The organism is Stenotrophomonas maltophilia group sp. Smal13 (assembly GCF_030236855.1).
GTDB classification, from domain to species: domain Bacteria; phylum Pseudomonadota; class Gammaproteobacteria; order Xanthomonadales; family Xanthomonadaceae; genus Stenotrophomonas; species Stenotrophomonas maltophilia_A.
This window is the reverse complement of record NZ_JASJSQ010000037.1, coordinates 21,404-44,631: the sequence shown is the minus strand read 5'-3', so window position 1 is coordinate 44,631 and position 23,228 is coordinate 21,404. Positions and strand designations below refer to the sequence as shown.

Genomic DNA, 23,228 nt, shown 5'->3' with positions numbered 1-23,228 from the left:
GCTAGTATCCGCAGATGCATGCTTGACGGTCCCTCCACCCTGGCTCCTACATACCGCGTAGGAGCCGGAAGGAACATACAAGCTTGCTCGACTGCTCGAAAAGCGTGCCAACCAAGGTTGGCACCCACCAGAGCGGTAGGCAGGAGCCAGGAATCCGGGGTTGCCGGCCAGCGGCCGGCACTACCGTCCCAGACGCAGATCCCGCGCCTTCTGGTCGGCCATCGCCTTGTCCAGCTCGGCCTGCAATGCCGGTTGCTGCACGGCGGCGTCAAGCACGTACACCTTCACGCCGTGCGCGGGCACGTCGGCCTTCAGGGATGCATCCACCTGCAACGAACCGCCGTCCAGTGCATCGCGCCAGCGGCCCGCCTGCACGTAACGCGACACGGTGAGGGTCCTGGTCCGGTCGCCCTTGTTCAGCAGCACCAGCGCGGTCTGCACCACGTCGCCCTGCTGCAGCACGCGGAGGAACACCGCCTCATCGCCCTGCAGGCGTTCGTTCACCTGCAGGCCGCGCTGCAGGGCCGGGGTGGCTGCGCGCAGCCTGGCGATGCGCTGCAGCGGCGCGAAGATCGGGCTCTGCGGGGCAGCGTCCACGCGCGGCTGACCGAAGTAGGCACGATTGCCGGCATGCTCGGCGCGACCACGCATGAAGCCGGTTTCCGAGCCGTAATAGACCACCGGAATACCGCGCGCGGTGAACAGCCAGTTGTGCGCATCGATGAAGCCGTTGTCGCTGGCCTGCAGCCGCGGCATGTCGTGGTTGTCGTAGAAGCTCATCAGCTCGTACGGGTTGGCGTACGGCCCACCGCTCAGGTGCAGCGGCTCGGCCAGGGTCTCGAAGCCCTTTCCGGCGGTGCCGAAGGTCTGCTCCAGTGCGCCGCGCAGCGGGAAGTCGAGCACGCTGACATTGGCGTTGGCCGGCCAGGTGTGTTCGGCGATGCTCGCGGCGTTGTAGTCGAACGCTTCGCCGAACATGAACATGCCCGGATGCTCGGCGCGGATGCGCTTCACGAAGGCATGCCACCACGGGTGCGGCAGCCAGCCGATGGTATCGATGCGCAGCGCATCCACGCCCTGCGCGGTCCACTGCAGGTAAGCACCCACCAGATAATCCATCACCGCCGGATTGTCCTGGTTGAAGTCGGACAGCTCGGCAAGGTTGCCGTCGAAGATCGATCCGTTCTTGCCGTCGACCGGACCGATGTTGTTGTAGAACGCGTGCAGCGGGTTGTGCTTCGGATCCAGCTTCTGCGGTGGCAGGTTCTGGTGGTCGGCGATCAGCGTTCCGTCCTTGTCGAAGATCTGGCCGAACTGCGGCTGCCGCGTCGGCATGGTCCAGGCCGGCGAGCCGTGGTTGCCGACGATGTCCAGCACCACCTTCAGGCCTGCGCCATGCAGGCCCTTGGTCAACCCCGCGAAGTCCAGGTCCTTGCTGGGCAGGTGCTCATCGAGCTTGTAGAAGTTGATGCCCCAGTAGCCGTGGTAGCCGGTCTTGCCGCGATCGGTCAGCGTGCTGGTACAGCTGATCGCCTTGCTGCCGGTGAACGCCTCGTCCGGGTTGTCGATGATTGGCGTGATCCATACCGCGCCGAAGCCGAGGTTGCGGATGTACTGCGCATTGTCGAGCACGCCGCGGAAGTCGCCACCGAGGTAGCCGATATTGCCGTCCACCTTGTCCGGGCACGGCACCGGGATATCGAAGGTGCGGTGCTTGCCGCCCTGGTCGCGATGATCGTTGGACGGGTCGCCGTTGACGAAGCGGTCGGTGACCACGAAGTACACCGCATCGCTGGCGAACGGCTCGGTGGTGCCCACATAGTCCGGGCGTGGCGCGGCCGTCGCATGGCCGGCCAGCAGTACCAGAGAAACAGCAACAGACAGCGCACCACGCATCACACCACCTCCGGACGGGACGGAACCCGCAGCACGCACAGGCCGGCGACGAACAGGCTGCAGCCGCCCAGCACCAGCACATGCATCGGCTGGCCACCCAGCCAGGCGCGCAGGGCAAAGCCGAGCGCGCTGGCCGCAACCAGCTGCGGGATCACGATGAAGAAATTGAAGATGCCCATGTACACGCCCATCTTCGATGCGGGCACGCTGTCGGACAGCAGTGCGTATGGCAGCGAAAGAATGGACGCCCAGGCGAAGCCGACGCCGACCATCGACAGCAGCAGCCAGTGCGGGTCGCGGATGAACATCAGCGAGACCAGACCTGCACCGCCCAGCCAGAGGTTGACCAGGTGGCTCCAGCGCAGGCCAATCGCACGCACCATCGGCGGAATCAGTACCGCGGCCAGCGCAGCGAAGCCGTTGTAGGCACCAAACAGCACGCCCACCCAGTTGGCGCCCTCGTTGTAGGCCGCTGACTGCGGATCGGTCGAGCCGAAGTGGATACCCGCCACCGCGGCGGTGGTGTAAATCCACATCGCAAACAGCGCGAACCACGAGAAGAACTGCACCCACGCCAAACGACGCATGGTCACCGGCATCGCGCGCAGGTCACCGACGATGGCGGCCAGCATATGCGTGGCAGGCAACGCACGCGCGGCCGCCAGCAGCAGGCCGTAGCCGGCGCACAGTCCTGCCAGCACATACAGCATCCTGTCGCCCTGCCGCCAGGCGATCAACAGCGCCAGCACCACGCCGAGCCCCAGCCACAGCGCCACCTGCGTCCACGGTGCGGGGCCACTGATCGCAGCCCCTGCGTGGTGCGCCGGCGGCTCGGCATCGTCAAACCCGGCCAGCTCCGCCGGCGAGTACTCGCGGGTGCTGACCACCGTCCAGGTGATCGCCGCCAGCAGCACCACCGCGCCGAAGTAGAACGCATAGCGCACGGTATCGGGCACTTCTCCGGCAGCTGCGGTATTGGCAACACCGAAGTGGGCCAGGATGAACGGCAGGAAGCTGGCGACGATGGCGCCCACACCGATGAAGAAGCTCTGCATGGCATAGCCGGCCGGACGCTGGCGCGGCGCCAGCTGATCGCCGACGAAGGCGCGGAACGGTTCCATCGACACGTTGATCGAGGCGTCCAGCACCCACAAGGTACCGGCGGCGATCCACAGCGTCGGCGAATTCGGCATCACCAGCAGCGCCAGCGTGGTCAGCACCGCACCGATCATGAAGAACGGGCGGCGGCGGCCCCAGCGCGTCCAGGTGCGATCGGACAGGTAACCGATCACCGGCTGCACCAGCAGGCCAGTCAGTGGCGCCGCGATCCACAGCCCGGGCACCGCATCCATGTCCGCGCCCAGTGTCTCGAAGATGCGGCTGGCGTTGGCGTTCTGCAGGGCGAATCCGAACTGGATGCCGAGGAAGCCGAAACACATGTTCCAGATCTGCCAGAACGACAGCTGCGGTTTGGCGGGACGACTCATCGTGCACCCTCTTCCATCGCCACCGGCGCCACCTTCAGCGCCTGCACCTGGGCCTGGTTGAGCACGCCATCACGCCCGCCCTTGCCGCCCGTGTAGTGCGCGAAGTGCTGCAGCGCGCTCATGTTGAAGCCCTCTTCAAGCGCGACCGTGCACTGCCCCTTTGGCACCGTGAATGTCGCCGAGGTCGAGTCCTGCATCGCCACGCTGTGTGGCAGAGTGACCGTATGCCGCTGCAATGGCTGGCCCGGGCACTGCAGCACCAGCTGCTTGACCGCAGCGGTGACGCCGGTGTTGATCGGCCCGTTCGGGTTGCGGTACTGCAGGCGCAGGCGCACCTGCCCGGCCTTGACCGAGGTGAACTGCCAGCGTTTCTCGCCCTTCAGCACCTGCTGCGGACCGACGCAGAGCGTCGGGCTGTGCAGTGATTCCAATGCACCCTCGCGCCGGGTCAGGCTGAGGCAGTGCTGCAGGCCATCGTCGCTGATGTGCACCTGGCCATTGCTGGCGACGAGGGCCCTGCCGTCCTTCCACAGAACCTGCTCGGCTTGCACCGGAACGTTCCAGCCCGTGCCCATGCGCAGGGCCTGCGGTGCCGCCGGTGTTGCGGGCGCACGCGCGTTGGCATCCGCAGTCGTGGCAGAAAAACCGGTTGCGGCCGGGGCAGCGACCAGCTGCACCGTGGTAGTCGTGCCACGTGTGATGGTGCTGCCGGCCACCAGCAGGCCATCGCCCACGTTCTGCGGGCGCTCCAGCACATAGCGCCTGCCGTTGGCTTCCAGCGTGATGCGGGGGTGCGTGCCGAACAGCTCCGGCACCAGCACCGCCGGCAGTTTGGGCTGCATGCGGCCATCGTCCTGCACACCGAACACGCCTTCGACCACCATCGACAGATACCCGGCCACCGACCACAGCTGGCGTTCGGAGTTGACCACCGGGCCGCTCAGCGCACCTTCCTCGACATGCACGGCCTGGCTGACCAGTTCGTAGTTTTCCATGTTGGAACCGGCCAGCGCAGCGCCCTGCATCAGCGAACGGATCTCAGCGGCGATGCGCGGCGCATCGTCCAGCTGCCGCGCCGCACGCAGAAAGTACGCGCTGACAAACGGCCAGATCGCGCGGTTGTGGTAGATCGGCTGCTGCGACTCCTGCGGCCACACCACCGGACTGCCGGCCGGCCCCATCGGGTAGGCGGCCAGCGCACGGCGCGCACGCTCGGCCGGCAGCACCTCGGCGAGGATGCCCAGCGACAGCCCGAGCAGATCGACCTTGGCGTACGGCACCGGGTGCGCGGCTTCGCCGATGTAGCTCATGTACTGGCCCATGTCCTCGCGCCAGAAGCGTGCATCGATCTGCTGCGCCAGCGCATCGGCCCACACCTTGTACTCGGCCGCGCGGGCGTCGCCGTGCTGGCCGGCCAGGCGTTCGGCCAGGCGCAGTGCCTGGTAGTGCAGCACGTTGGTGGACAGTGCGTAGGAATCACCGATGAAGCGCACGTCCTCGCGGGTCCAGTCCGGATAGGTCTGCTCGCGCCAGTCCAGGAACGAGGTCTCACCACGGTACAGGCCCACCTGCGCGTCGAACACCATCGCGCGGTCCTGCGCCAGCGTGCCCTGCAGCGCCTGCCAGACCTGGTCGGCAAACGCGCGATCGTCCAGCAGGTGGCGTGCCGCCAGGAACCACACCACCCGGTCGCTGCTGATCGGCCAGCTGCCGCCGGAACCGGTGTCCTGCGCGACGAACAGGCCGGGCGTATGGCCATCGCGCGCTGCCGAGAGCTTGAACTGCAGCGACTGCCGGGTGCGCTGCGGGTCCAGCCGCGCCAGCGCCAGGTCGGCGGCGAAGCTGACATCGCGGGTCCACACGTAGGGCCAGCGCGCGCCGGTCTGGAAGCACTCGCATGGCACCGGCCGGCCTTCGTCGAACGCGGGATCGCGGATCGCATCCACGCGGTCCTGGTCCATCTCCTGCTGGGCCAGCGCGAACAGTGCATCGAACATCACGCTGCCGGTCTGGCTGCGCATCGGCATGGGCGCGATACGCACCTCAGCCTTCGGCGCATGCAGCACGTAGCTGCCCTTGGCAGCGGCTTCGGCGCGCGCATGGCGGCCGTCGAATTGCAGGTCGGCCGCCTGCGCGGTCGATCCCAGCGCTGCCCCCAGGGCAGCGGTCAGGCAAATGATCTTCAGCATCGAAGCGGCGGACCGGCTTGCGCCCGTCGGCCTCCCTCCCTCTCTGCACGCGTTGTAGGTCCGCACCGTCGTTGCCGGCGGGCGGGCGCGGCCCCTCCCTCAAGGTGCCTTGGCCCCATGGTAGACGCGGTGCTGTCGGCTGCGTCCAGCTGCATACGTATTCATGGCACCACACGGTAGCGCGCCTGCCGTGCTGGCTTATGGTCCGGGTCTGCCAACGGCGCCTTGGGAGGGGAAATGCCGATGTCACCCACTGCTGTACGCGCGGTGTTCGCGCACCTGCTCGGTCTGGCTCTGCTGGGCCTGGCCACGCTGGCGCAGGCCGCGCCGCAGGTGGCCAGCGTCGAATCACCGGGAAAGGTGCTCAAGGTCAGCCTGGTGCTGGACGGTGGCACCGCGCGCTATCGCGTCGAGCGTTTCGGCGAGACCGTGGTGGAAGATTCGAAGCTGGGCTTTGCCTTGCGCGATGGGCGCCTGGACCGGGATTTCGCCCTGCTCGGCCAACAGCAACGCAGCGTCGATGACAACTGGGAACAGCCCTGGGGCGAACGCCGGCTCACCCGCAACCACTTCAACGAACTGACCGTGCAGCTGGCCGAGACCACCGGCAGCAAGCGCCGGCTGGATGTGGTGTTCCGCGTGTACGACGATGGCCTCGGCTTCCGCTACGTATTCCCCGAGCAGCCGAACCTGCGCGAAGCCATCATCGATGACGAGCTGACCGAGTTCGCCATCGCTCAGGATTCCACCGCGTGGTGGATCCCTGCCGGCGAACCGATCCACTACGAGTACCTGTACCAGCGCACGCCGCTGCGCGAGGTTCCGCTGGTGCATACGCCGATGACCCTGCGCAGCCGCGATGGCCTGCACGTGGCGATCCACGAGGCCGCGCTGGTGGACTATGCCGGCATGTGGCTGCGGCGAACCGAGGGCCAGCGCCTGCGCGCGCAGCTGTCGCCCTCGGCCGAAGGCTGGAAGGTGCGCCGTGCCCTGCCCTTCGCCACGCCGTGGCGCACGCTGCAGATTGCCGACCGTGCCGGCGGCCTGGTCGAATCGGACCTGATCCTCAACCTCAACGAACCCAATGCGCTGGGTGATGTGAGCTGGGTGAAGCCGGCCAAGTACCTGGGGGTGTGGTGGTCGATGCACCTGGACAACGAGAGCTGGGCGACCGGGCCGAAGCATGCGGCCACCACCGCCAAGACGAAGAAGGTGATCGACTTCGCCGCCGCGCACGGCTTCCGTGGCGTGCTGGTGGAAGGCTGGAATCCGGGCTGGGACGGCATGTGGGTGGGCAATGGCTACGACTTCGATTTCACCCGTGCCACGCCCGATTTCGACATTGAAGCGCTGTCGGCGTATGGCCTGAACAAGGGCGTGCACCTGATCGGCCACCATGAAACCGGCTGCGCCATCGAGCACTACGAGGAGCAGCTGGACGCTGCGCTGGACCTGTACGCGCGGCTGGGCGTGGACCAGTTCAAGACCGGCTACGTCTGTGACGACGGCCAGGTCGACCGCCGCAATCCCTCGGGCGGCCCGCGGTGGCGCGAGTGGCACGACGGTCAGTTCATGGCCCGCCACCATCTGACGGTGGTGCAGGAAGCAGCGCGCCGCCATCTGTCGGTGAACCCGCATGAGCCGATCAAGGACACCGGCCTGCGCCGCACCTATCCCAACTGGATCTCGCGCGAAGGCGCACGTGGCATGGAGTACAACGCCTGGGGCCAGCCGCCGAACCCGCCGGAACATGAGGTCAACCTGGTGTTCACCCGCATGCTGGCCGGGCCGATGGATTACACCCCCGGCATCCTCAGCCTGAAGGGCCGCCACGGCCAGGCCATTCCCAGCACGCTGGCACGCCAGCTGGCGCTGTACGTGGTGCTGTACAGCCCGATCCAGATGGCCGCCGACCTGCCCGAGCACTACCTGCAGCATCGCCAGGCATTCCGCTTCATCGAAGACGTCGCGGTGGACTGGGAGCAGAGCCGCGTGCTCGATGGCGAAGTGGGCGACTACGTGACGATCGTGCGCCGCGACCGCAACAGCCGCGACTGGTTCCTCGGCAGCATCACCGACGAGCACGGCCGTGTGCTGCCGGTGTCGCTGGGCTTCCTGGAACCGGGCGTGCGCTACCGCGCCGAGATCTACCGCGATGGCGAGGGCGCGGATTTCCGCAGCAATCCCTTCGCATTCGCGCGCGAAACCCGAGAGGTGACCAGCGCCGACGCACTGACGCTGGTGCTTGCGCCGGGTGGCGGGCAGGCCATCCGTTTCACGCCGCTTTGAATGCCCCGGTAGTGCCGGCCGCTGGCCGGCAACCCGGTGATCGTGATTGCCGGCCAGCGGCCGGCACTACCGCACGAGGTACCTGAAAGCGATTACACCCCTGCAAACGCCATTGAATACGTATGCAGGGTGATTCCCGCGAAGAACGCGCTGCCTACCATAGCGGCGACGACAGCGGCCACCGCGTCGCACGTCCACGGTCACTCCGGGACGTTCACGAATCGATCTGCAACATTGCCTGGGAGGGGAAAATGTTGAACCACAAGCGCAGCGCGCTGAGCATCGCGCTGGCCGTTGTCCTGGCGCCGACGCTGGCGTCGGCACAGTCCACGCAGAGCACCACCACGCCGGCCGCCACCGCCGCCACCAACCTGGATACGGTGCAGGTCACCGGCATCCGCCGCGGCATCGAGAACGCAATCGCGATCAAGCAGGACGCCACCTCGGTGGTCGAAGCGATCTCCGCCGAAGACATCGGCAAACTGCCCGACGTCAGCATCGCCGAATCCATCTCGCGCCTGCCCGGCCTGGCTGCCCAGCGCGTGGCCGGCCGTGCGCAGGTGATCAGTGTGCGTGGCCTGTCGCCCGACTTCGCCACCACCCTGCTCAATGGCCGTGAAGTGGTCAGCACCGGCGACAACCGCGGCGTCGAATTCGACCAGTACCCGTCCGAGCTGGTCAACGGCGTGACCGTGTACAAGACCCCGGACGCGGCGCTGGTCGGGCAGGGCCTGTCGGGCACCATCGACATGCAGACCGCACGCCCGCTCAGCTTCGGCGAGCGCGTGATCGCGGTCAGCGGCCGCTACCAGAAGAGCTCCCTGGGCCGCGCTGCCAACATCGACCCGTATGGCAACCGTTTCAGCGCCAGCTACATCGACCAGTTCTTCGACAACACCCTGGGCATCGCCATTGGTTATGCGCACAGCGACATGCCGATCCAGGAGAACCAGGTCGGCCTGTACGAGCCCTGGACCACCGAACACACCGACAAGGGCGAGCGTCGCGGAATCGCACCTGGCACCTACTTCACCGATGGCATCAAGGCCCTGCGTCGCACCGGCAACAACAAGCGCGACGGCGTGATGGCAACGATCCAGTTCCGCCCCAGCAACAGCTGGACCAGCACCTTCGATGCGTTCCACACCGAAGCCGAGCAGATCGACACCGCCAACCAGTTCGAGCTGAGCCTCAGCGGCAACGGCGAGGACAGCAACAACCCCAACGCGATCCTGCCGGTGTTCAGCAATGTCGGCCGCAATGCCGATGGCAGCTTCACCGGCGGCACGATCAACAATGCATACCCGCTGGTGCGCGGCATGTACAACAAGCGCAAGGACAAGATCGATGCGTTCGGCTGGAACAACGAGTTCAACGTCGGTGGCGTGAAGCTGGTCGCCGACCTGAACTACTCCAAGGCGACCCGCCGCGAGATCAACCTGGAAAACAACCTGCAGCTGGTGCCGCGCCCGCAGTTCGACACGATCGGGCTGGTGGTGAACAACAACAGCTTCTCGCAGATCACGCCGGGGCGCGACTATTCCAATCCGGACAGCCTGTTCCTGACCAACACGATCTATGGTTCCGGCTACGGCAAGGTGCCAGAGGTCGAAGACCGCTTGAAGGGCGCCAAGCTGGCGGCGACGCTGCCGGTTCCCGAGGCCATGTCCAGCTGGTTCTCGGATGTGGACGTGGGCGTGAACTATGCCGACCGTCGCAAGCAGAAGGCCCAGGCCGAAGGCAACATCCTGCTCGGCGCCCAAGGCGAATCCACCATCGCACCGGACCTGCAGTACCGCCCGGTCAACCTCGGTTTCGCCGGCATCGGCTACATCCCGTCGTGGAATGTGCCGGCAGCCGTCGGTCGTTACATGACCTTCAACCCGGTCGACAACCTGGACTACCTGATTCCCAAGTCGTGGACGGTCGAGGAGAAGATCACCACGGCGTGGGCACGCCTGAACATCAATACCGACATCGGCGTGGTCGGCGTGCGCGGCAACATCGGCGTGCAGATGCAGCACACCGACCAGAGCTCGGACTCGCGCTACTGGGACAGCTCGCAGCCGGCGGGCAGCAACATCCAGCCCTTCTCTGCCGGCAAGACCTACAAGGATTGGCTGCCGAGCTTGAACCTGGTGTTCATGTTCCCGCACCAGCAGACGCTGCGCTTCGCCGCCGCCAAGCAGGTCGCGCGCCCGCGCGTGGACCAGATGCGTGCCGGCCTGGAATTCGGCGTGGATACCAACAACGGCCGCCCCGGTGGCAGCGGTGGCAATCCGCTGCTGGATCCGTGGCGCGCCACCGCGCTGGATCTGTCCTATGAGAAGTACTTCGGCGAGAAGGCCTACGTGGCTGCGGCGATCTTCTACAAGGACCTGAAGAGCTACGTCTACACGCAGTCGATGGACAACTACGACTTCAGCGGCCTGCTCGGCAACTACGTGCCACCGCCGGGCATGACCGCACCGGTGCTGACCACCGGCACCTTCTCCACGCCGCAGAACGGCAAGGGCGGCACGTTGAAGGGGCTGGAGCTGACCGGGTCGTTCCCGCTGGAGATGCTGACCGACAGCCTGCGCGGCTTCGGCGTGCAGGCCAGCGCGACCTTCAACAAGAGCGACATCACCATCCTGGATCCGGAGAGCGCCTCCAGTGTGGGCACCGACCCGATCAGCCTGCCGGGACTGTCCAAGCGCGTGTACAACTTCACCGCCTACTACGAGCGCAGCGGCTTTGAAGCACGTGTGAGCCAGCGCCGCCGTTCGGACTTCATCGGTGAGATCGGCAACTTCAACGGCAATCGCACGCTGCGCTACGTGGTGGGCGAGAACGTGACCGATGCACAGGTCAGCTACACCTTCAGCGACAGCAGCAGCCTGCGCGGGCTGACCCTGCTGCTGCAGGGCAGCAACCTGACCAACGAGCCGTACCGCACCTACGCCGGCAGCAAGGACCGCCCGCTGGAATACATCGAGTGGGGCCGCACCTACATGCTGGGCGTGAACTACAAGTTCTGACCACGACCGGGTAGTGCCGGCCGCTGGCCGGCAGCACAAGGGGAGCAGGACCGGAAACCCGCTACGCAGGCAGCGGGTTTTCTTTTGCGCGCATGCCGGCCGTTGGTCGGCGAGGCCCATCCACGCATGGCGTGGATAAGGGCCATCCCCAGTAGATCCACGCCATGCGTGGATGCCCTTCACCGGAAGCCCACCCACAAAAAAGGGACGGGGCGCTTCGGCCCCGTCCCCGCAAGTACCGCCACCGGAGAAAACGGTCAGCTGCGTCGGGCGCAATACACCGCGCGCGGCGGCAGCCGGAGTTCATTGCCCTGCACCGTGCCCGCATCCGGGCCCGGCACCGCCACCTGCTGCCAGTTGCCCGGCGGCAGCGGATGGTTCACCGCCTCGGCCGACAGGTTGAAGGCCAGCAGGAGGGTTTCATCTGCAAGCATACGCTCGAACAGCAGCACTGGCTCGGCGCTTTCGATGAATCGGATGCTGCCATGCAGGAGTGCCGGCTGGCTATGCCGCCAGGCCAGGAACCCGCGGAACGCAGCCAGGACCGAGTCCGGGTCGCGCTCCTGCACCGCCACGGCCGCGGCGCGGTGCTCGGGCGGAATCGGCAGCCACGGCTGGCCGGCGGTGAAACCGGCCAGCGGCGCGTCGGTCCACGGCAGTGGGGTCCGGCAGCCATCGCGGCCCTTGAAGTTGGGCCAGAAGGTGATGCCATAGGGGTCCTGCAGGGCCTCGAACGGCACCTCGGCCTCGGCCAGGCCCAGTTCCTCGCCCTGGTACAGGCAGACCGAGCCGCGCAGCGAGCACAGCATCGCCACCAGCATCCTCGCCAGGCGCGGGTCAGCCGGGTGGCCGCCCCAGCGGCTGACCGCCCGCTCCACGTCGTGATTCGAAACCGCCCAGCACGGCCAGCCTTCGATCATCGCCGCTTCCAGCCGCGAGACCGTGTCGCGGATATAGGCCGCGCTGTAGTCGTCCACCAGCAGCTCGAAGCTGTAGCCCATGTGCAGACGACCATCCCGGGTGTACTCGGCGGTGGTGGCCAGCGAGTCCTCCGAGGAGATCTCGCCCAGGCTGACCGCCCCCGGATACTCGTCCAGCAGCGCGCGCAGCCTCTCCAGGAACGGCAGGTTCTCCGGCTGGGTGTTGTTGTAATAGTGGTACTGGTAGGCGTACGGGTTGTCCGGGCTGAAGCCGCGACCGAAGCGCTTCTCCGCCGGCTTGGCCGGGTTGTCGCGCAGCTGCGCGTCATGGAAGCAGAAGTTGATCGCATCCAGGCGGAAGCCATCCACGCCGCGGTCCAGCCAGAAGCGCACGTTGTCCAGGGTGGCCTGCTGCACGTCCGGGTGATGGAAGTTCAGGTCCGGCTGGTCGACCAGGAAGTTGTGCAGGTAGTACTGCTCTCGGCGCGGCTCCCACTGCCAGGCGCCGCCGCCGAACAGCGACAGCCAGTTGTTGGGCGGCGTGCCGTCCTCGCGCGGGTCCGCCCACACGTACCAGTCGGCCTTGGGGTTGGTCCGGTCCTGGCGGCTCTCGCGGAACCAGGCGTGCTCGATCGAGGTATGGCTCAGCACCTGGTCGATCATCACCTTCAGGCCCAGACCGTGCGCCTTGGCCAGCAGGCGGTCGAAGTCGTCCAGGCTGCCGAACAGCGGGTCGACGTCGCGGTAGTCGGCGATGTCGTAGCCGAAGTCGGCCATCGGCGATTTGAAGAACGGCGAGATCCAGATCGCGTCCACGCCCAGCGTTGCGATGTGGTCCAGGCGCTGGATGATGCCCGGCAGGTCGCCTACCCCGTCGCCGTTGGCGTCAAGGAAACTGCGCGGGTAGATCTGGTAGATGACGGCTCCGCGCCACCATGGATAGTGCGACATCGACAGCCCCCCTCCGGGCGTGCGGGACCCGCCGGGAGCGGGCCGAAATCCTGATGCCGCAAGCTTAGCGGTGGCCTCACGGGCATGGCGCAACCTGCATACGTATTCACGCAGGCGGCATCCGTGGCCGGGCCGCAGACGCCGGCCTGCCCGGTTTGCGCCCGAATTCACAGGCAACGCCTATAATCAGCGATGAGCCTGAAAGCCTGATCGCATGACCATCACCGAAGACACCCGTCCCGCCCTGGGCCTGCCCCAGATCCAGTCGCTTGCCGCGGCCGACATGGCCGCCGTCGACGCCCTGATCCGGCGCCGCCTGTCCTCGGACGTCGTGCTGATCAACCAGATCGCCGATCACATCATTTCCGCCGGCGGCAAACGCCTGCGCCCGATGCTGGTGATGCTGGCCGGCCATGCGGTCGGCCAGGCCGGCCCGGACCACCACCAGCTGGCGGCGATCATCGAGTTCATCCACACCTCCACCCTGCTGCACGACGACGTGGTGGACGAATCCAGCCTGCGCCGTGGCCGCAGCACCGCCAACGCCCTGTGGGGCAACGCGCCCAGCGTGCTGGTCGGCGACTTCCTGTACTCGCGCAGCTTCCAGCTGATGGTCGAGCTGGAGCGCATGTCGGTGATGCAGATCCTGGCCGATGCCACCAACCGCATCGCCGAGGGTGAAGTGCTGCAGCTGCTGCACGTGCACAACCCGGATACCGACGAAGCCGCCTACCTGCGCGTGATCGAGCGCAAGACCGCGGTGCTGTTCGCCGCCGGCACCCGCCTGGGCGCGCTGGCCAGCGGCGTGGATGAAGCCACCCAGCAGGCCCTGTTCGACTACGGCATGCACCTGGGCTACGCGTTCCAGATTGCCGACGACGTGCTGGACTATTCGGCCAATGCCGAGGAGCTGGGCAAGAACCTGGGTGACGACCTCGCCGAGGGCAAGGCCACGCTGCCCCTGATCCACGCGATGGCGCACTCCGACGACGCCACCCGCGAGCGCCTGCGCACCATCGTGCAGGACGGCGACGCCTCGGCGATGCCGGAAGTGCTGGCCGCGATCCGCGCTACCGGCGGGCTGGAGTACAGCCGCGCGCGTGCCGAGGAATATGCCGAAGCCGCCGAGCGCGCGCTCGATGGCCTGGCCGACAATGATGCCGTGGCTGCCCTGCGCGGCCTGGCCCGCTACGCGGTGCAGCGCTCGCATTGATGGGTTGAGGCGTGCCGACCAACGGTCGGCACCCACTAAACCGGCATTCCGGTGGGTGCCGACCGATCGCGTTTACCGCATTGTAGTGCCGGCCGCTGGCCGGCAACCTCATGATGCTGCGGATGTCACGGGAATGCCGGCCAGCGGCCGGCACTACCGCTGCACGGTTCAACGTTTCTCGAAGCGCTCCTCGAAGAACTCATCCAGCGCCTTCCACGCACGCTTCGCCGCGCGCTCGTTGTACTGGCAGCCCGGCGGGCTGTTGGCATCGCGCTCGGCAAAGCAGTGCACCGCGCCGCTGTAGTTGGTGAATTCCCAATCGACCTTGGCCGCGTTCATTTCTTTCTGGAAGCTGCCGATGTCCTCGGCGGTCACGCTGGTGTCGTCGGCGCCATTGAGCACCAGCACCGACGGGTGGCTGCCACCAGCCTGCGCCGGCAGCGGCGAACCCAGCCCGCCGTGCAGGCTGACCACCCCTGCCAGCGGCGCGCCGGCACGGGCCAGTTCCAGCACCGTGGTGCCGCCGAAACAGAAGCCGACCGCACCGATCCGACGGGTATCCAGCGGCACCTTGCCAGCCTGAGCCTTGAGCACGTTCACCGCCTCCAGCGCGCGCGCACGCAGCAGCGGCCGGTCGTTGCGCAGCTTACTGGCCACCGGTCCGGCCTCGGCGTCGGTCTTCGGCCGCACGCCCTTGCCGTACACATCGGCCACCAGCACCACGTAGTCATCGCCGGCCAGCTGCTTGGCCTTCTCGATGGCCGACTCGTTCACGCCTTTCCAGTTCGGCACCATCACCAGCCCGGGGCGCTTATCGTTGTCGCCGTCGTCATAGACCAGCACGCCGCTGAAAGTCGTGCCCTGGTGCTTCCACTCCACCGGCTGCGTCTTCATCGCCGCCCACGCCGGCATCGCCGCCAGCCCCAGAACCACCGCCACACCGCATCGCCAACGATTCATGCGCCTGCTCCGCAAGAAAAAGGGGACGGAGGGGATTAAGCCGTATTCGCCCCTCCCGCGTCGCATTCTGCATTGGCGACGTGACGCAGGTGTGGTTGGATACGACTTAATCCCCTCCGTCCCCTTTTTTCGCATGAATCTTGTTGATCGCTTCCTGTCTGGCCTTGTTCCGCGTCTGCCTGCCGACGATGCCGCCCAGTGGGCTTGGGTCCAGGGCGCCAGCGCCGAAGACCTGCAGCGCCTGCGTGCGCAGTGGCCGCAGGTGCCGGACAGCCTGGCGGAACTGTTGTCCCGCGTGGATGGCACCCATTTCCGCGAGTACCCCGGCGGCGAGGTCTGCGTGCTGATGCTGGGTTCAGATGTGGGCGATTACCCCTACTACCTGCGCTCGGTCGCGCAGATCTTCGAGGACCAGCAGCAGTGGGACGACAGCATCCGTTCCATCTACGAAGAGTGGCTGGATGACGAGCCGGAGATCCTGGGTGAGGGCATCGACGCCGATCTGCCGATGAACCGCCGCCTGTGCTTCTCGCACTGCATGAACAACGGCGGCACCTCGATGCTGTACCTGGATTTTGATCCCGCGCCGGGCGGCGCGGTCGGCCAGGTGGTGCGCTACCTGCACGATCCGGACAGCTATGCGGTGATCGCGCCCAGCTTCGATGCGTACCTGCAGCAGCTGATCGAAGGCGGCTACGCGTTCATCGATGAGGAGCAGTAGATCCACGCCATGCGTGGATGAATTTCTCCGGAGGTTGCCGGCCAGCGGCCGGCACTACCTTCAAGCGATACCCAGCCCGGGAATCGCGCTGATGCTCTCCGGGTCAAACCCAGCCAGCTCAGCGAAATGGCGGCCACGCGCCACGTAGTCACGGTAGGCGCCGAAACTAGGCGCGCCCGGCGACAGCAATACCACCCCGCCCTCAGAACCCAGCGCGGCACGTGCCAGCGCCATTGCCTCGGGCAGATCCGCCGCCGCGTGCAGACCGAAGCGACCGGCATCGGCCAGCGGCTGCAGCATCGCGTGGATGCGCGGGCCGTTGCTGCCCATCGTCACGATCTCCACCGGCGGCACGTCGTGCGCCATGTGCTGCATGAAATCGGTCCAGTCCAGGCCACGGTCATGCCCGCCCACCAGCAGCGCGATGCGCTGGCCGGCGAAGCACTCCAGCGCGGCCAGGCTGGCATGCGGCGTGGTGCTGATCGAATCGTTGACGTAGGTCAGGCCATCGGCCGCGCCGATGCGCTGCAGGCGATTCGGCAGCGGACGGAAATCCTGCACCGCCGGTGCCAGCGCCACGGCGTCCAGCCCCAGCGCTTCCAGCGCCGCCAGTACCGCACAAAGGTTGCCGCGGTTGTGGCGACCCGGCAGCGGCGTGTTGCGGGTATCGAACACGGCCTGCTCGCCGCGATGCACGATGTCACCGCGCATATGCCAGCCCTGCGGCTGGTTGAACCAGACCACTTCGCTATCGGGCAGCGACAGCGCAGCCAGATGCGGATCGGCGGCATTGAGCACGGCGATGCGCGGTGCGGCTTCAGTCACCAGCCGCAGCTTGTCCTCGATGTAACGCTGCTCGCTGCCGTGCCAATCCAGGTGCTCCGGGAACAGGTTCAGCACCACCGCCACCTGCGGATGGGCGCCACTGCGCGCCACTTCGCCGGTCTGGTAGCTGGACAGTTCCACCGCCCAGTACGCGGGTGCGGGCTGCGGGTCCAGCACTTCCAGCAGCGGCAGGCCGATGTTGCCGACCAGGCCGGTGCGGTGGCCGGCCGCGCGCAACAGGTGCGCGACCAGCGCGGTGGTGGTGCTCTTGCCTTTGGTACCGGTCACACACACGGTGTCGTGCACGATGCCATCGGCACCCGCATGCTCGGCGAACCACAGCGCAGTGCCACCGATGAAAGTGGTGCCCTGCGCCGCCGCGGCCAGCGCGATCGGCTGGTACGGGCTGATGCCGGGCGATTTGATCACCACATCGAACGCGGCCAGCGCTTCAGCGGAAGGCTCGCCACGCACGTCCAGCACGCCCTGTGTTTCCGCATGCGCGGCCTCCACTTCGGCCGCAGGGCAGAACAGGCTCAGCGGCAGCGTGGGCAGGCGCTCGCGCAGCACCGCAAACGCGGCGCGGCCCTCACGGCCCCAGCCCCACAGCGCGACGCGCTTTCCTTCAAGCTTCGAAATCTTCACGCACCCGTTCCCACAGCGCAGCCGGAACGCGGTGCTCGCCCTGCAGCTGCAGCAGCGGTGCCAGTTCCAGTTCGGCGGCATCCAGCTGCGGCTGGATCTCATTGCAGAAGCGCTTCACCAGCACGTCTTCCTTCCACTCCGGGCGCTGCGCCAGGGTCGCCATCGCCGCACGCGATTCGCGGCCTTCGCCCACGCACTCGAACGGCTTGTGGTCCTGGAATTCCAGCAGCGCGTCGAAGCCGCCGGCCTGCTCGGCATCGTCCAGCAGGTTGCGGCCGAAGATGCGCACCAGGCGCGTCTTCGGCATGAACGGGGCCAGCGCCAGGAACACGAAATGGCACTTCGGGCAGACGCCGCACCAGCGGTTCACCGGGCGCTCGCCGAGGATGTGGAAGTTGCGGTTGCAGCTGGAGAAATGCGCGTCGTAGAAATCGGTCTTGGCGAACTGGCGGGCCACTGCCAGCTCCGACATCGGGCGCAGCAGCGAGTAGTACTGCAGGTCCGCCGCTACGTGCGTCTGCACATGGCTGCCGAACGCCTGCTCGAATGCCCAGCCCTTGGACCACTGGTGGTTCACTTCGCCGGTGCCCGGAATCTGGCTGCCGTAGCTGGCCGAACGTTCGTTGGAGAACACCACCTGGTCCACGCCCTGCAGCAGCGCGGCCAGCACCATGATCGCCGAGTTCACCGCAGTGACCGGGATATGCCCGTTCCACGCACCCTGACGGTTGAGCTCGAACAGTTCCGGCGCCAGCGCGCGGCCCAGGTTCAGCGTCGGCAGGCCGGTGCGTTCGGCGCAGGCACGGATCAGCTGCGAGCCACCGATCCAGGTCACCGTCTCGTCCACGCCGGCACGGCGCAGCGCTTCGATGCTGACCAGCGAATCCTTGCCGCCACCGATCGCCACCAGCGCGTGCGGCTGCAGGCCCAGCACCGGCGCCTGCACTGCCTCGCCCTGCACCGGCAGGCGGAAGCGCCCGCGCAGGTTCAGGCCGTTGCGGTAGGCAAATTCACCCAGGCCATTGAGGTAGACCGTCTCCACCAGCGCAGCGGTATCGGCATCGATGGCGTAGCTGTCGATGCTGACCGTCTCCGGCACGCCCGCCTTGTAGTAGCTGACACCGGCGATCAGGTGCAGCAGCTGCAGCGCGCGCTGCACAGCGGCGGTACGCGCTTCGTCCAGCACGAACGGGGCGCCCGGCACGGTGATGGTTTCCACCATCTCCGGGCCATCATCAAAGGCGTAGACCAGCTTGGCCACGCCGGTGTCCGCGGCGAATTCGCAGCGGACGAAGCGGAAGCGGGAAACCTGGTGTTTGTCGAAAGCAGTCATGGTGTATCCGGTCAGGCACGGGCCCGCGCGATGGCGCGGGGCGTGTCGGTGGGCGGGTGCAGGGCGCGCGCGGTGGTCATTCGATCACGTCTTCGCGCGGCAGCATCCGCTGGTTGTAGGTGTTGGCCATCGAATAGCCGTAGGCGCCGGCATCGGCGATCAGCATCACGTCGTCCGGTGCGGTCGACACCGGCAGCTTGCGGCGCTTGCCGAACACATCGCTGGATTCGCAGATCGGGCCGACCACGTCGAATGCCGCTTCGGCATAACCGCCCTGGCGGCTGAGGTTCTCGATGTCGTGCCAGGCGTCGTACAGGGCCGGGCGCATCAGTGCGTTCATGCCGGCATCCAGGCCAACACGGCGCACGCCGTCCTTCTCCACCACCTGGGTGACATGGGTCAGCAGCACGCCGGACTCGGCCACCAGGTAGCGGCCCGGCTCGATCGCCAGGCGGAATGCCGGATGCAGCGCCTTGACCTCGGCCAGACCCTCGGCCCAGGCGTCCAGGTCGAACGGCTCGTCTTCGTCGCTGTACGGAATCGGCAGGCCACCGCCGATATCGATGGTGTGTACGCTGCCGATGCGACGGGCGAAACCGGCCAGCTCATCGCACATCAGGCGCCAGTGCTGTGCGGTTTCCACGCCGCTGCCCAGATGCGCATGCAGGCCGACCACGCGGCTGCCCAGATCGGTGGCCGCGCGCACGAACTCATCGACGCGGGCGATCGGCAGGCCGAACTTGGAGTCCTTGCCGCCGGTACGGACCTTGGCATGGTGGCCTTCGCCACGGCCCAGATCGACGCGCAGCCACAGCTCACGATTGCGGAACAGGTCCGGCCAGCGCTGCAGCGCTTCGACGTTGTCGACGGTAACGGTCACGCCCAGCGCGAACGCGGCTTCGTACTCGCTGCGCGGGCAGAAGCTGGGGGTGAACAGCACACGCTTGGGCGACAGTTCCGGCAGGTGCTGGAACACGTGCTTCAGTTCGCCGTGCGATACACACTCAAGGCCGAAGCCCTCGGCCTCCAGCAGCTGCAGGATGGCCGGGTGGCTGTTGGCCTTGATCGCATAGTAGCGCTGGTCGATCGGCTTGATCGCGGCCAGCGCGCGGGCACGGGCGCGCACCGTCGGCAGGTGGTAGACGTAGCGCGGCGTACCGGCATCGGCCAGCTGCAGCAGGTGCGCCCGCTGGCCCCGCCACCACGGCGTGCCACGCGGGCGCACGGTGCCGGCGATCTCGCGCCAGCGCGGGCCGAACACTTCGGTCTCTTCCACCGGCATCGCACCGCTGTCGATCAGCTCGGCGTGCAGGATCGGCAGCAGGCCATCGGCATCGGCTTCGTCGATGACGAAGGTCAGGTTCAGGTCGTTGGACGACTGCGAGATCATGTGCACGCGCTCGCGGCCGAACGTGGCCCACACGTCCGACAGCTTGTGCAGCAGCGAGCGCATGCCGCGACCAACCAGGGTGATCGCCGCGCACGGCACGATCACCTTCACCTTGCAGATCTGCGACAGGTCGGCCGACAGCGCGGCCAGCACATCGGTGTTGACCAGGTTCTCGGACGGATCCAGCGATACGGTGACGTTGGTTTCGGCCGAACCGATCAGGTCCACCGACAGGCCATGCTTCTTGAACAGGTTGAACACATCGGCCAGGAAGCCGACCTGCTGCCACATGCCGATGCCTTCCATCGACACCAGCACGATGCCGTTGCGGCGGCTGATCGCCTTCACGCCCGGCACCGGTGCAGCGCTGCCATCGATGCTGGTGCCCGGCAGTTCCGGGCGCTCGGTATCGAGGATGGCCATCGGCACGCCGGCATCGCGGCACGGCTTGATCGAGCGCGGGTGCAACACCTTGGCGCCAGTGGTGGCGATTTCCTGCGCCTCGTAATAGTCCAGGCGGGTCAGCAGGCGCGCGTCCGGCACGTCCTTCGGGTTGGCACTGAACATGCCCGGCACATCGGTCCAGATCTCCACGCGGCTGGCACCGAGCAGCGCACCGAAGTACGCCGCCGAGGTATCCGAGCCACCACGGCCGAGGATGGCGGTACCACCATCGGCATGCCGCGAAATGAAGCCCTGGGTGATCAGCAGGCGGGTCGGCTGCGCGCGGAAGCGCTGCATCCACTCCGCATCGGCACGCCACTGGCAGTTCACCGACAGCCGCTGCGACCAGTCGCTCTGGTTCGGCTGCGGCGGCATCGCGTCCAGCCACTGGCGGGCATCCATCCAGCCCATGTCCAGGCCCGAAGCGTGCAGATAAGCCGCGCCCAGGGTGGAGGACAGCAGTTCGCCCTGGCCCAGCACTTCGGCCTGCCACTGCAGCGGCCGGGTGGCCGCGCGCGCGTCGTCGAGCAGCCCCTGCAGCGCCGCCAGGCGCTCGGCCAGCACCTCGCGGCCCAGGCCGAGTTCAACCAGGAAGGCCTCGTGGCGTTCGACCAGCGCCGCCACGCGATCACGGCTGTCCGGCGCGCCATCGGCGATCGCGGTCAGTTCGTTGGTGACCCCGGACAGCGCCGAAACCACCACCAGCACGCGCGAGCCGGTCTCTTCCGCACGTTTTTTCGCCAGCTTCCCGATCGTGTCCCAGCGATGACGACGCGACACCGAGGTGCCGCCGAACTTCAGTACGATCCAACGATCGACAAGGGGGGAAGCTGACATGGATTGGCTATGTAGAATGTGGGGAAGCCGCCCTCGGGGGCGGAACCTTTGATTCTAAGCGCAATATCCCCGTAGATGGCCGTCCTCCGTTACCTGCAGCTCGATGTCTTCGCCCCCCGCCCCGGCACCGGCAACCCACTGGGCGTCATCCTGGACGCCGACGAGCTCTCCAGCAGCCAGATGCAGGCCCTGGCCGCCTGGCTGAACCTGTCCGAGACGGTGTTCTTCCTGCGCCCCAGTGCGCCGGGCGCCGACTACCACATCCGCATCTTCACTCCGACCCGCGAGCTGGCATTTGCCGGCCACCCCAGCGTCGGCGCCGCCTGGGCGGCGGTGACCTGCGGCCTGGCGCAACCACGCGACGGTGCCCTGCTGCAGCAATGCGCGGCGGGGTTGCTGCCGGTACGGGTGAGCGGCCCGGCCGAGGCACTGCAGATCCAACTGGCCAGCCCACCGGCGCAGCAACTGGACACAGCGGCGGACGGAGCGCCGGAAACGCTGCTGGCGCTGGCTGCCAGCGGGCACGTACCCGAACTATGGGACAACGGCGCTCGCTGGTGGCTGCTGCCGCTGCGCGACGCCTCCGCAGTACGCAACCTGGTGCCGGACATGGCCGCACTGGCCGACTGGAGCCTCGCCACTGATGCCACCGGCCTGGCCGTGTTCGCCGACGAAGCTGGCACCGACCACACCCGGGTGGTGCGCGCCTTCTGCCCCGCTGATGCGGCCGCCGTACCCGAGGACCCGGTGACCGGCAGCGCCAATGCCCTGATCGGTGCGTGGCTGCGGCAGCGCAACGCCCTGCCCGGCCGCGAGGGCCACTACGTGGCCAGCCAGGGCCGCGAAGTCGGCCGCGATGGCCGCGTGCAGGTGCAGGTCGATGCGCAGGGCACGGTCTGGATCGGCGGCCAGGTGCAGGCGGTCATCGACGGCCACATCCGCTGGTAGCCCACGGAAAAAAGGGGACGGAGGGAATTAAGTCGCTTATGGCACATGGGGCAAAAGCGACTTAATTCCCTCCGTCCCCTTTTGGGTGCCCCGCGCTACGCTATGCGGCCTGTTTACTGGAGTGCCGCCTGATGTCCACCCGCCGTTTCCTGCAGCTGGATGTGTTTTCCCCGCGCGCCGGCGCCGGCAATCCGCTGGCCGTGGTGCTCGATGCCGAGGGCCTGGACGACGCCAGCATGCAGGCCATCGCGCGCTGGACGCGCCTGCCCGAGACCACCTTCGTGTTCCCGCCGCAGGTCGCCGGTGCCAGTTACCGGCTGCGCATGTTCAGCCCGCAGAAGGAAGTTCCGTTTGCCGGCCACCCCAGCGTCGGCACCGCGCATGCGGTGCTGCAGGCCGGCCTGGCCGCAGCGGTTGATGGTGTGCTGGTGCAGGACGGCATTGCCGGTGCCCTGCCGCTGCGCGTCAGCGGTGAGGGTGTGCAGCAGCGCATCGCCATCCGCACGCCGCGCGCGCAGCTGGCCGAGACTGCCGAGGCGACCGATCCACGCCTGCAGGCCGCACTGAAGGACTGGCCGCTGGGCACGCTGCCGCCGGCGCGGATGCAGGGCGGACGCAGCTGGTGGGTGGTGCAGGTGGCCGATGAGGCCGCATTGCGCGCATTGCAGCCGGACTGGGATGCGGTGGCCGCACTGGCCGAGTCCACCGACAGCATGGGCGTGTTTGCCTATGCCTTCAGCGATGGCGGTGAGGGCTTCGATCTGGCGGTACGTGCCTTCGTCGGCAATGGACGCCGCTTCGAGGACGCCGCCTCCGGTGCCGCCAATGCGGTGCTGGCCGCATGGCTGGACCTGCGCGATGCGCTGCCCCGTGGTCGCGCACCGTTCGAAGTCAGCCAGGGCCGCGAAGTCGGCCACGACGCGCGCCTGACCCTTTTCGTCGATGAAGACGGGGAAGTCTGGTCCGGTGGCCAGGTGCAGACGGTGATTACCGGCACCCTTGATTGGTGATTGTGATGGGGGATGGTAGAGCCGAAGGCAGCGGCAGGAGCCGCTGCCAACGTCGGACGCGACGGCCCGGAGGGTGGCGGCCAGGAAGGCCGCCATAACGCTGGCCGGTTGTTACCTGGACCTCGACATCATGCGGTTGCCGGCCAGCGG

14 protein-coding genes are annotated in these 23,228 nt (G+C 67.3%); 6 read left to right on the top strand and 8 right to left on the bottom strand.

Annotated features, from left to right (window positions below):
* Positions 1 to 180: 180 nt before the first annotated feature.
* The 3 genes from QRO95_RS13715 to QRO95_RS13705 are packed head-to-tail and all read right to left on the bottom strand — an operon-like array spanning position 181 to position 5,572.
* Positions 181 to 1,896, bottom strand: a complete 1,716-nt coding sequence (locus QRO95_RS13715; protein WP_285302809.1) for an alpha-amylase family glycosyl hydrolase — start codon at positions 1,894 to 1,896, stop codon at positions 181 to 183.
* Complete coding sequence (locus QRO95_RS13710; RefSeq protein WP_107433653.1) at positions 1,896 to 3,383, bottom strand: MFS transporter; 1,488 nt, start codon at positions 3,381 to 3,383, stop codon at positions 1,896 to 1,898. The genes QRO95_RS13715 and QRO95_RS13710 overlap by 1 nt, the downstream gene beginning before the upstream one ends.
* Positions 3,380 to 5,572: a Six-hairpin glycosidase-like protein gene (locus QRO95_RS13705; protein ID WP_285302808.1), complete on the bottom strand. Its 2,193-nt coding sequence runs from the start codon at positions 5,570 to 5,572 to the stop codon at positions 3,380 to 3,382. The genes QRO95_RS13710 and QRO95_RS13705 overlap by 4 nt, the downstream gene beginning before the upstream one ends.
* Positions 5,573 to 5,809: 237 nt before the next feature.
* Here QRO95_RS13705 and QRO95_RS13700 point away from each other — a divergent pair, with 237 nt between their 5' ends.
* Both QRO95_RS13700 and QRO95_RS13695 read left to right on the top strand, forming a co-directional pair.
* Positions 5,810 to 7,861, top strand: a complete 2,052-nt coding sequence (locus tag QRO95_RS13700) for a glycoside hydrolase family 97 protein (RefSeq protein ID WP_285302807.1) — start codon at positions 5,810 to 5,812, stop codon at positions 7,859 to 7,861.
* 251 nt (positions 7,862 to 8,112) lie between these two features.
* The gene (locus QRO95_RS13695; protein WP_285302806.1) at positions 8,113 to 10,881 is read left to right on the top strand and encodes a TonB-dependent receptor; all 2,769 of its coding nucleotides are present in this window, start codon (positions 8,113 to 8,115) and stop codon (positions 10,879 to 10,881) included.
* A 257-nt stretch (positions 10,882 to 11,138) separates the two neighbouring features.
* On the opposite strand, the gene QRO95_RS13690 is transcribed toward QRO95_RS13695, so the two are convergent.
* Positions 11,139 to 12,752: an alpha-glucosidase gene (locus tag QRO95_RS13690; RefSeq protein WP_285302805.1), complete on the bottom strand. Its 1,614-nt coding sequence runs from the start codon at positions 12,750 to 12,752 to the stop codon at positions 11,139 to 11,141.
* A gap of 214 nt (positions 12,753 to 12,966) precedes the next feature.
* On the opposite strand from QRO95_RS13690, the gene QRO95_RS13685 reads away from it, so the two are divergent.
* Positions 12,967 to 13,965, top strand: coding sequence for a polyprenyl synthetase family protein (locus QRO95_RS13685; protein WP_049443874.1), 999 nt, complete (start codon positions 12,967 to 12,969; stop codon positions 13,963 to 13,965).
* 168 nt (positions 13,966 to 14,133) lie between these two features.
* On the opposite strand, the gene QRO95_RS13680 is transcribed toward QRO95_RS13685, so the two are convergent.
* Positions 14,134 to 14,925, bottom strand: coding sequence for a dienelactone hydrolase family protein (locus QRO95_RS13680; RefSeq protein WP_285302804.1), 792 nt, complete (start codon positions 14,923 to 14,925; stop codon positions 14,134 to 14,136).
* A gap of 133 nt (positions 14,926 to 15,058) precedes the next feature.
* Here QRO95_RS13680 and QRO95_RS13675 point away from each other — a divergent pair, with 133 nt between their 5' ends.
* Positions 15,059 to 15,646: an SMI1/KNR4 family protein gene (locus tag QRO95_RS13675; protein ID WP_285302803.1), complete on the top strand. Its 588-nt coding sequence runs from the start codon at positions 15,059 to 15,061 to the stop codon at positions 15,644 to 15,646.
* A gap of 60 nt (positions 15,647 to 15,706) precedes the next feature.
* On the opposite strand, the gene murD is transcribed toward QRO95_RS13675, so the two are convergent.
* From murD to QRO95_RS13660, 3 genes are all read right to left on the bottom strand, one after another.
* The gene (gene murD / locus QRO95_RS13670) at positions 15,707 to 17,116 is read right to left on the bottom strand and encodes a UDP-N-acetylmuramoyl-L-alanine--D-glutamate ligase (protein ID WP_285302802.1); all 1,410 of its coding nucleotides are present in this window, start codon (positions 17,114 to 17,116) and stop codon (positions 15,707 to 15,709) included.
* Positions 17,097 to 18,449: a UDP-N-acetyl-alpha-D-muramoyl-L-alanyl-L-glutamate epimerase gene (gene murL, locus QRO95_RS13665; RefSeq protein WP_049398826.1), complete on the bottom strand. Its 1,353-nt coding sequence runs from the start codon at positions 18,447 to 18,449 to the stop codon at positions 17,097 to 17,099. Before murL ends, murD begins: the two co-directional genes overlap by 20 nt.
* A 76-nt stretch (positions 18,450 to 18,525) precedes the next feature.
* Complete coding sequence (locus QRO95_RS13660) at positions 18,526 to 21,120, bottom strand: bifunctional aspartate kinase/diaminopimelate decarboxylase (protein WP_100437481.1); 2,595 nt, start codon at positions 21,118 to 21,120, stop codon at positions 18,526 to 18,528.
* Between the two features lie 75 nt (positions 21,121 to 21,195).
* Between QRO95_RS13660 and QRO95_RS13655 the strand changes: the two genes are divergently transcribed.
* Both QRO95_RS13655 and QRO95_RS13650 read left to right on the top strand, forming a co-directional pair.
* Entirely contained in the window at positions 21,196 to 22,068 is an 873-nt protein-coding gene (locus QRO95_RS13655) for a PhzF family phenazine biosynthesis protein (RefSeq protein ID WP_285302801.1), read from the top strand.
* A 131-nt stretch (positions 22,069 to 22,199) separates the two neighbouring features.
* Complete coding sequence (locus QRO95_RS13650) at positions 22,200 to 23,078, top strand: PhzF family phenazine biosynthesis protein (protein ID WP_032129231.1); 879 nt, start codon at positions 22,200 to 22,202, stop codon at positions 23,076 to 23,078.
* The last annotated feature ends 150 nt before the right edge of the window (positions 23,079 to 23,228 follow it).

Excerpts from the sequence above, each read along its gene's own strand:
- QRO95_RS13715 (WP_285302809.1), bottom strand. The coding sequence starts at position 1,896 with ATGCGTGGTGCGCTGTCTGTTGCTGTTTCTCTGGTACTGCTGGCCGGC.
- QRO95_RS13710 (WP_107433653.1), bottom strand. The coding sequence starts at position 3,383 with ATGAGTCGTCCCGCCAAACCGCAGCTGTCGTTCTGGCAGATCTGGAAC.
- QRO95_RS13705 (WP_285302808.1), bottom strand. The coding sequence starts at position 5,572 with ATGCTGAAGATCATTTGCCTGACCGCTGCCCTGGGGGCAGCGCTGGGA.
- QRO95_RS13700 (WP_285302807.1), top strand. The coding sequence starts at position 5,810 with ATGCCGATGTCACCCACTGCTGTACGCGCGGTGTTCGCGCACCTGCTC.
- QRO95_RS13695 (WP_285302806.1), top strand. The coding sequence starts at position 8,113 with ATGTTGAACCACAAGCGCAGCGCGCTGAGCATCGCGCTGGCCGTTGTC.
- QRO95_RS13690 (WP_285302805.1), bottom strand. The coding sequence starts at position 12,752 with ATGTCGCACTATCCATGGTGGCGCGGAGCCGTCATCTACCAGATCTAC.
- QRO95_RS13685 (WP_049443874.1), top strand. The coding sequence starts at position 12,967 with ATGACCATCACCGAAGACACCCGTCCCGCCCTGGGCCTGCCCCAGATC.
- QRO95_RS13680 (WP_285302804.1), bottom strand. The coding sequence starts at position 14,925 with ATGAATCGTTGGCGATGCGGTGTGGCGGTGGTTCTGGGGCTGGCGGCG.
- QRO95_RS13675 (WP_285302803.1), top strand. The coding sequence starts at position 15,059 with ATGAATCTTGTTGATCGCTTCCTGTCTGGCCTTGTTCCGCGTCTGCCT.
- murL (WP_049398826.1), bottom strand. The coding sequence starts at position 18,449 with ATGACTGCTTTCGACAAACACCAGGTTTCCCGCTTCCGCTTCGTCCGC.
- QRO95_RS13660 (WP_100437481.1), bottom strand. The coding sequence starts at position 21,120 with ATGTCAGCTTCCCCCCTTGTCGATCGTTGGATCGTACTGAAGTTCGGC.
- QRO95_RS13655 (WP_285302801.1), top strand. The coding sequence starts at position 21,196 with ATGGCCGTCCTCCGTTACCTGCAGCTCGATGTCTTCGCCCCCCGCCCC.
- QRO95_RS13650 (WP_032129231.1), top strand. The coding sequence starts at position 22,200 with ATGTCCACCCGCCGTTTCCTGCAGCTGGATGTGTTTTCCCCGCGCGCC.